Origin of the sequence: Aminobacter ciceronei, assembly GCF_014138625.1 — a bacterium.
GTDB lineage: Bacteria > Pseudomonadota > Alphaproteobacteria > Rhizobiales > Rhizobiaceae > Aminobacter > Aminobacter ciceronei.
The window spans coordinates 1-8,768 of the sequence record NZ_JACJHY010000076.1 but is presented as its reverse complement, the minus strand read 5'-3'; the positions used below and the strand labels follow the sequence as shown (position 1 = coordinate 8,768).

8 protein-coding genes and 1 tRNA gene are annotated in these 8,768 nt (G+C 62.3%); 1 reads left to right on the top strand and 8 read right to left on the bottom strand.

Annotated features, from left to right (window positions below; genetic code table 11):
• Positions 1–279: 279 nt before the first annotated feature.
• From HNQ95_RS33010 to HNQ95_RS32975, 8 genes are all read right to left on the bottom strand, one after another.
• Positions 280–1,095: an MBL fold metallo-hydrolase gene (locus HNQ95_RS33010; protein WP_182576233.1), complete on the bottom strand. Its 816-nt coding sequence runs from the start codon at positions 1,093–1,095 to the stop codon at positions 280–282.
• Between the two features lie 4 nt (positions 1,096–1,099).
• Entirely contained in the window at positions 1,100–1,882 is a 783-nt protein-coding gene (locus HNQ95_RS33005) for a TatD family hydrolase (protein WP_182576232.1), read from the bottom strand.
• A gap of 11 nt (positions 1,883–1,893) precedes the next feature.
• A complete protein-coding gene (metG, locus tag HNQ95_RS33000) occupies positions 1,894–3,435 on the bottom strand; it encodes a methionine--tRNA ligase (protein ID WP_182576231.1) in 1,542 nt (513 codons plus the stop codon).
• 86 nt (positions 3,436–3,521) lie between these two features.
• A complete protein-coding gene (locus HNQ95_RS32995) occupies positions 3,522–4,577 on the bottom strand; it encodes a DNA polymerase III subunit delta' (protein ID WP_067966526.1) in 1,056 nt (351 codons plus the stop codon).
• Entirely contained in the window at positions 4,574–5,245 is a 672-nt protein-coding gene (gene tmk, locus HNQ95_RS32990) for a dTMP kinase (RefSeq protein WP_067961936.1), read from the bottom strand. The genes HNQ95_RS32995 and tmk overlap by 4 nt, the downstream gene beginning before the upstream one ends.
• A gap of 113 nt (positions 5,246–5,358) precedes the next feature.
• Positions 5,359–6,492, bottom strand: coding sequence for a D-alanyl-D-alanine carboxypeptidase family protein (locus tag HNQ95_RS32985; protein ID WP_067961938.1), 1,134 nt, complete (start codon positions 6,490–6,492; stop codon positions 5,359–5,361).
• A 150-nt stretch (positions 6,493–6,642) separates the two neighbouring features.
• Positions 6,643–7,941 (bottom strand): septal ring lytic transglycosylase RlpA family protein, encoded by a 1,299-nt coding sequence (locus HNQ95_RS32980; protein ID WP_182576229.1) that lies wholly within the window; start codon positions 7,939–7,941, stop codon positions 6,643–6,645.
• A 257-nt stretch (positions 7,942–8,198) separates the two neighbouring features.
• Positions 8,199–8,435 (bottom strand): hypothetical protein, encoded by a 237-nt coding sequence (locus HNQ95_RS32975; RefSeq protein ID WP_182585861.1) that lies wholly within the window; start codon positions 8,433–8,435, stop codon positions 8,199–8,201.
• Between the two features lie 141 nt (positions 8,436–8,576).
• Here HNQ95_RS32975 and HNQ95_RS32970 point away from each other — a divergent pair.
• Positions 8,577–8,666: transfer RNA gene (locus HNQ95_RS32970), tRNA-Ser, on the top strand.
• Positions 8,667–8,768 lie beyond the last annotated feature (102 nt).

Genomic DNA, 8,768 nt, shown 5'->3' with positions numbered 1-8,768 from the left:
CTTCCAAACGCTGACATTTGACCAGCATCCCAAGAGGCGACGACTGTCGCATCTCTAACCGGCTCATGTGTCGCATCTCTAAAATGGCGCTACAAATTTAAGTCGCATAAGATAGATTATGGAACAAGTCTACCTTTCAGAAACGCTGATTAGCTGGGTTTTTGCTGTTCCCGGTCGTCTCTGCAAGCTTGGCTGACGATCGGCTTGGACGCATTCGCCGCAATGCGCGTTATTGGCCGGCTGCGATGCCACTCAGGCGCGCGTCAAACTGTCAGCTTATCACTCTGTCGGAAATGGCATTTCGATCGTCATGCCGTCATAGGCCGGTTCGACATGTGCCGGCGTGGCGTCCATGACGGCGGCGTAGTCCAGCGGCACGTGCATATGGGTCAGCACGGCCTTGCTTGGTTTGAGCTTCCCGATCCACTCCAACGCCTCCGAGAGCGACAGATGGCTGACATGCGGCCTATGCTGCAAGGCGTCGACGACGAGCAGTTCCAGGCCCATCATCAATGTGACCGTCGCATCAGGGAAGTCACTGACGTCGGAACAATAGGCCAGAGGCCCGACACGGAAGCCGAGCGAGATGATGTCGCCATGGATCTGCGGCAGCGGCAGAAAGGTGAGGGCACCCCCCTCTCCCGTTATGACGAATGGTTGGTCGTGCGCGATCGCATGCGGCCGCACGATCGGTGGGTATGAGCTGCCCGGCGGCGTTTCGATGCAGTAGCCAAATGCCTGTTTCAGCCTGTCGAGCGTGAAAACGTCGGCCCAGATATCAACGAGGCTACCGCGCTCGAGCACATAGCCCCGGAGGTCGTCAATGCCGTGGATATGGTCGGCATGCGGGTGCGTGTAGACCGCGCCGTCGATGTGGCGAACGCCGGCGGCCAGCATCTGGGCGCGGAAATCCGGCCCCGTGTCGATGACGACGCGCGTGACGCCGGTGTCGGAAATGCGCTCGACCATGGCGGCCGCGCGGGTGCGCCTGTTCTTCGGGTTTGTCGGGTCACAGGCGCCCCAGTCCCCGGTGATGCGCGGCGTCCCTGGCGACGAGCCGCAACCCAGAATGGTAAGGCGCAGCACGTCGGCCATGGCGTCAGGCTGGCCTCGGCATCTTGGTGAACAGCCGGAAGAAGTTGGCTGTGGTGATGTCGGCGATTTCAGCTGCGCTGACACCGATGGTTTCGGCCAGCACTGCAGCCGTCTGCGCCACGAAGGCCGGCTCGTTGCGTTTGCCGCGATGCGGCGGCGGCGCAAGGTATGGCGCATCGGTTTCGACCAGCAGCCGGTCGCGCGGCACGTCCTTGGCGATTTCGCGCAGCTCGGCCGAGTTCTTGAACGTCAGGATGCCGGAGAACGAGACATAGCCGCCAAGCGCGACGCCGATGCGCGCCAGCTCGGCCCCTGACGAGAAGCAGTGCAGGATGAAGGGGAAGGCACCCTTCCCTGTTTCCTCCTTGAGGATATCAGCCATGTCGTCATCGGCGTTACGGGCGTGGATGACCAGCGGCAATCCGGTTTCACGCGACGCTGCAATATGGACGCGCAGGCCCTGCGCCTGTGCGTCACGCGGCGACTTGTCGTAGAAATAATCGAGGCCGGCCTCGCCGATCGCCACAACTTTCGGGTGCTGTGCCAGCCGGACCAGATCTGCGGTCGTCACGTCGAGTTCTTCCGCAGCGTTGTGCGGATGGGTGCCGACGGAGCAGAAAACTTCGCCGAATTCTTCAGCGATCGCAAGGATTTGTTCGAAGCGCTTCACGCGCGTCGAGATCGTGACCATCCGCTCGACGCCCGCCGCCTTGGCGCGCGCGATGATATCGGCGCGCTCCTGGGCGAAATCGGGGAAGTCGAGATGGCAATGACTGTCGACCAACATTTCTGCCGGCCTCAGCTTTCCGCTGCCTGTTCGACATAGCGCGGGAACACCGGCTGCGGTGCCGGCAGTGCCGCACCCGAGACCAGCGCATGCGCGGCGTCGACATGGACGAAGTCCCGGTCGGTGATGGCAAGCAGGTCGAGCAGCTTCGCCGCCGAGGCCGGAATGAACGGCTGGCACATGATTCCGACGCGACGGATCACCTCGGCCGTGGTCCACAGCACCGTTTCCATGCGCGCCGGGTCCGTTTTCTTTAGTGCCCAGGGCTCCTGTGCCGCGAAGTAGCGGTTGGCCTCGGCAACGACGGCGAAGATCGCGGCGAGGGCGTGGTGGATGCCCTGCTCCGCCATTGCCTTGCGCGCCGTCGCCAGCGCCGCCACGGCCTGGTCGAGGATCGCCTTGTCGGCCTCCGCCAATTCGCCGCGCTGCGGCACCACGCCATTGCAGTTCTTGGCGATCATCGACAGCGAGCGCTGCGCAAGATTGCCGAGGTCGTTGGCGAGATCGGCATTGGTGCGGTTGACGATTGCCTCGTGGCTGTAGCTGCCGTCCTGGCCGAACGGAACCTCACGCAGCAGGAAGTAGCGCACCTGGTCGAGGCCATAATGCTCGACCATGGTGAACGGATCGACGACGTTGCCGAGCGACTTCGACATCTTCTCGCCGCGGTTGAACAGGAAGCCGTGGCCGAACACCCGCTTCGGCAACTCGATGCCGGCGGACATCAGGAAAGCCGGCCAGTAGACGGCATGGAAGCGGACGATGTCCTTGCCGATGATATGAACGGCAGGCCAGTAAGCCCACTTCTCGGCGCTGGTGTCCGGATAGCCGAGCGCCGTGATGTAGTTGGTCAGCGCGTCGACCCAGACATACATCACGTGCTTGTCGTCGCCGGGCACCGGCACGCCCCAGTCGAATGTCGTGCGCGAGATCGACAGGTCCTTCAGACCCGAACGGACGAAGCTCGCAACCTCGTTGCGGCGCTCGTTGGGGCCGATGAAGTCGGGCTTGCTGTCATAGAGCGCAAGCAGCTTGTCCTGATAGGCCGACAGGCGGAAGAAGTAGCTCTCCTCCTCGACCCATTCAACCGGCGTGCCCTGCGGGCCATAGCGCACATTGTCGGGACGTACTTCGGTCTCTTCCTCGCCGTAATAGGCTTCGTCGCGCACCGAATACCAGCCGGCATAGCTGCTCTTGTAGATGTCGCCCTTGTCAGCCATCGCCTTCCAGATCGCCTGGGAGGCAGCATAGTGACGCTCTTCGGTGGTGCGGATGAAATCGTCGTTCGACGCATTCAGAAGTGTTGCCATCTTCTTGAATTCGTTCGAATTGCGGTCTGCCAGTTCACGTGCGGTGATGCCTTCGCGGTTGGCCGTCTGCAGCATCTTGATGCCGTGCTCGTCGGTGCCGGTGAGGAAGAAAACATCCTTGCCGTCATGGCGCTGGAAGCGGGCAAGAGCATCGGTTGCGATCAGCTCGTAGGCGTGGCCGATATGCGGCTTGCCGTTGGGATAGGAGATCGCGGTCGTGATGTAGAATTTTTCGCGGGACATGGGTGGGCCGTCATGAATGTCGGATTGAAAGGGTCGCGGTCAGATAACGCATCGGCATGGCGTTTGCCATCCGGCTCGGACGAGCGTCACATTCGCAATGCGGCATTCAAGCGGTCGATCATGGCCAGGACGTGTTGTTTCTTGTCGAGATTGTAGGTCTCGGTCTCGGATATCGCGTTTTGCGCGTCGTGCCAAGCATCGGACAAGGCGTTGGCCCGTGAAAGGTCGGAGTTGTAGGCAGCTTGCGTCGCCGTATCCGCCAGCAGGTCGAGCGCGCGGCGATTGAAGACGTCGAACTGGATGGCGCTGTCCCTGCCCGCCACCGCATCGGCGAGCTTGTGCGCGGCGCCGATGTCGTTGCGTCCGGACCGCACGATCCTGTCAAGCGCTTCGGCGATCTCCAGCCCGCCATACTGGGTGAGCAGGATGGCAGCGCGCACGCTGCCCCCTGCCCGCTGCACCAGCGCCGCGCGCGCCTCCGGCTCGTCAGGCGCCGGCTGATCGGTGCCGGCAAGGGCTGCCAGCAGCGCATTGTCGTCGAGCGGGGTCAGGCGGATGGTCTGGCAGCGCGAACGGATCGTCGGCAGCAGACTGCCGGGCGCATGGACGATCAGGACGAACAGTGTACGCGCCGGCGGCTCTTCAAGGTTTTTGAGCAGCGCATTGGCGGCATTGGTGTTCATGTCGTCGGCCGGATCGACGATGACGACACGGTAGGCGCCATCATGCGAGGTCATCGATAGGAAACGCGACACTTTTCGGATCTCGTCGACTGTCACGACCGACTTGAAACCCTTGGTCTTGTCGTTCTGCGGCCGCGTCAGGTGCAGCACCGAAGTATGCGCGCCGGTGGCAACCTGGCGGAACAGTCCCGACTTCGGGTCTGGATGCGCGAGCTCTTCGGGCGCGCTGCGATAGTCGGGATGACGCAGCAGATGATTGGCGAGGTGAAAGGCCAGTGTCGCCTTGCCGATGCCTACCGGGCCGGCGAGGATAAGGGCATGCGGCAGCTTGCCCGAGCGATAGGCCGCGGTCAGCATCGCGGCCGCCTGTTCATGGCCGAACAGGCGCGGGTTTTCGGCCGGCTCGGCAATGCCGTCGAGCGTGTCGTGTTGTTCGGGGGCGATCCGTTCGAACATCAGGCGTCGGCCCTGGCCCGGCTGCCGGCAGTAGCGCGCGCCTCGAGGGCGGCGAAGACGGCGTCGGTTATCTGGTGCTCGACCTCTTCCTGATCCCTCGATGCGTCGATCAGGATGCATCGCTCAGGTTCGTTCTCGGCAATTGCCAGATAGGCCTCGCGCCGGCGCTGGTGGATCTCGACGGTCTCCTTCTCGAAACGGTCGGCCACATCCTGTCCGCGCCTGGCAGTGGCGCGCCGAAGGCCTTCGGTTGGGTCGAGATCGAGGATCAGCGTCATGTCGGGCATCATGCCATTGATTGCCACGCGCTCGACAGCCGCCATGAAGTCGGGATCGAGGTCGCCCGTAACCCCTTGGTAGACACGCGACGAATCGAGAAAGCGGTCGCACAGCACGATGGCACCACGCTCGACGGCCGGTCGGATCACCTGCTCGACATGGTCGGAGCGCGCGGCAGCAAACAGCAGCGCTTCCATTTCCGGTCCGAATGGCTCGGCGGCACCCGACAGCAGCACATGGCGCACCGCTTCGGCTCCGGGCGAGCCGCCGGGCTCACGCGTCACCAGAATGTCATAGCGCTTGTCGCGAAGCTTGCTGGCCAGGCGTTCGATCTGGGTCGACTTGCCTGCGCCCTCGCCGCCTTCGAATGTGATGAAGAAGCCGCGCGCCAAACCAATGCCTTTCTGTCCGCTGCACCGCACGTCATGCCGCACGAACGGCCTCACGGCATATCTTATGTAGGTGCCGAAGCTCTAGCGTCGAGAGCCGCAAAGGTCCACCCGAACTATCTGAGCCAGCCGACCGCGAGTTCCTTGACCGCGTCGAGGGCACGGCTTTGCAGTGAACCTACTTCGACAGCCTCTGCGGCATAGAGCGGGGTTTCCTGGCTCAGCGTGTCGCCGATCCAGACCTTGAGCGAGCCGATCGGCGTTCCCTGTGCAATCGGAGCTGCCACCGGGCCGTCATAGACGATGCGTGCCACGAGCCGCTCGCGATTGGTAATCGGTAAAAACAGCGAGATCGGCTTCTGGGCCACCAGCGCGACATGCGATCTGGTACCGCCAAACACCTGCGCTTCGCCGACTGTCTCGTTGGCGGCAAAGATCTCCGACTTCTCGAAGGATCGCATGCCCCAGTCGAGCAGCTTGCGTGCTTCCTCCGAGCGCTCGCGGTCGCTGGCAAGGCCGGCCATGGCGGCAAACAGCCGCCTGCCCTCTCGGTTGACCGAGCCGACGATGGCAAAACCCTCGCCTTCGGTGAATCCGGCCGCCATGCCGTCGGCGCCGATGTCCATGGTGATCAGCGGATTGCGGTTGCGCTGCAGGATCTTGTTCCAGTTGAACTCCGGTAGGCTGTAATAGCGGTAGAACTCGGGATATGTGCGCCAGATATGCAGGCCGAGCGTGGCAAGCTCGCGCACGGTGGTGGTCTGGCCGGGCGCCGGCAGGCCCGTCGAGTTGACGAATGTCGACTTCTGAAGCCCGATCTCGCGGGCGCGTTCGGTCATCTGCAGGGCGAAATTGGCTTCCGAGCCGGCCATGCCTTCGGCAAGCACGATGCAACCGTCATTGGCGAGTTGTACAGTAACGCCCTGGATCAAGTCCTCGATGCGGATCTGCGACTTGACCGCGGCAAACATCGTCGAGGCGCGCGATGCGGCGCCACCGGTGCGCCAGGCGTTTTCGCTCACTGCAAAGGTGTCGTCGAGCTTGTAGCGGCCCGACTTGATGGCGTTGAACACCACCTCCATGGTCATCAGCTTGGCCAGCGAAGCCGGAGCCATCGGCTTGTCGGGATCCTTCGAAAACAGCACGGTGCCAGTTTCGGCATCGATCATGTAGGCTTGGGTGGCCTTCGTTTCGAACAGCTGAGCCTCAGCCTGTCCTGTGAAGGCAAGCGCTGCAAGCAAGCCGATCATCAAGCTGATCGGAGCGGATAGTCTGAAATTCATGAGAGATACTGCCCCGTTCGGCCCCGTTCCGGTCGAGCGTCGTGAACCTATCAGTCTTCGATCGATGGGATCAACCGTGGCGGGGCAGATAGCCACAGCTCCGCAGGCGCGAATGCCTTAATCGTGAACCGCAAACGCGTCGGGTGCGCCATGCGACCAGGCCGCCTTCAGCATGGCGTCGATCGAGGTCTTGCCATCGGGATAAAGGTCGACCGAATACCAGGTCTTGCCTTCGAAGTCGGACTGCTCGACCAGGGTACGACCGTAAGCCGATAGCGCCTTCGCGATACGCTGGGCTTCTGCGCTGTCCTCGAACGTGCCGGCTGCGACATAAGCTTCCAGCTTCTGCTCGGCACGCGGCCCGGGATTGAGGCGTTTCCAAGACTCGACGATGTCACTCGACGTCATCGAATTGCCTGCAAGTGCGTCGAAGGCGCGGGTCGCAGCACTCTCGCTTTCGCTGGCGTAGCCCATGGTGGCGAGCGCCACGCGGGTTTGCGGCACCATCATACCGTCGGGACGTTCAGGCGCGATCGGCCCGAAATCCGGCAGCACGACGTCGACGATGCCCTGCCCTTGCGCAGCCACAGCCGGCTGTTCGAACTGGACCGCCTGGGCGGCAAGCGTGTTGGCTGGCGCGCTGGCCTGCTGGATCATTGCAGGCGCTGCGTTTGTGGTCATCGTGCCCGGGAAGGCTGCCGCCTGGCCGACGCCGACGCTCGGCGTCGGACCGTTCATGGCAATCATCACGCCAGCCGGCAAGCCGTCATTGATCGGATCGGCCATGCCCTTGCCCGGGCGGTAGGACGCCAGCAGGTACTGGTCGTCGCGGCCGTCGAGCGGTGCCCGACCGACATATTCGACTTTCACATTGGCCGTGCCGCTGTGGGCATAGTCGAGCATCTCGGCGGCGCGCTTGGAGAGGTCGATGACACGGTCGTTCGAATAGGGTCCGCGATCGTTGATGCGCACGATCACCGATGAGCCGTTCTTGGTGTTGGTGACGCGCGCATAGCTCGGCAGCGGCATGGTCGGATGCGCCGCGGTCAGATGCGTCATGTCGTAGATTTCGCCATTGGCGGTCAGACGGCCGTGGAAGGCGTCGCCGTACCATGAGGCCGGGCCCATCGCGGCGTAATTCTTGTCTTCCTTTGGGTAGTACCACTTGCCGCGCACCTTGTAGGGCTTGCCGGTCTGGTCCCGGCCGCCGCCGCGCGGCAGGTTCGACATTGCTGTCGTCACGCGCGGGCTTGCCTTCACGCCATATTCGGACTCGGCGAAATACTCCTTGGAGCGCTTCTTGCTGGCGACGGAGGTCGGCTTCTGGGAGGCGCAGCCGGCAATGAAAACCACCGTTGCTGCGAGAATGCTGACCGTGGCTGCGCGCCCAAAACGCGTCCGCGTCGAGTTCTGCATTGTCGTGAAGTCCCCTGCCAGTCTACTCCGGCGCCGCCAAAGGCGCAGCGCCGTTACGCTTATGTGGAGTCAGCTCGCGCACGTATCCCCAGTCCCCTATGTGCGCAGGTAATGCTTGCCAGCCTATTAATCGACTGTGGTCCGAAACGGGCGAGATTGTGGCACAATTACGGCGCTTGCCCTCGAGTAACTTGACTTCAACCAAGTTCGCCGTGGCAGAACAAGCGCAGCGTCGCAGCGTAAGAAAGCTATTATTTTCAGGTCATTATGACAAAAAACATAACAAGAAGATAATCCACTTCGACAGCTGAAGCGGCCTCATTGGCTGTTTGGGTTCCGATGGCAGGAGCCGGGTTTGTTGTCTTCCAGCGTTGTCGAAGCGCCGTGCAGATCGGCGATTGCGTGCGCCAGGGTTGCAGCGCAGTGTTGCCAACCGGTTCGCCGAAGCCGGATGCGCCACTTGCCGCCCAATGACGATGTTGGGCGTTTCTCATCTTGTTTAAGATTCGCGGCGTTGACGGCGAGCTAGGGAAAGCTATAAACGCGGCACTCGTGACCAGATGGTTGCAAGCCCTGCGCACCAGCCGATCCGACCGTATCGGACCAGGCAAATAGCACAGCGGCTGCAATGGTTTGGAGAGATGGCCGAGTGGTTTAAGGCAACGGTCTTGAAAACCGTCGAGGGCGCAAGTTCTCCGTGGGTTCGAATCCCACTCTCTCCGCCAGTTCCTTTGTGTACAGCCCGAAGACATAGGTAACAGTTTGTACCTAAGACATGGGTGACAACCTCGTGCCGAACGGGTTGTCGATGGTCTGCAGGGTCCTCT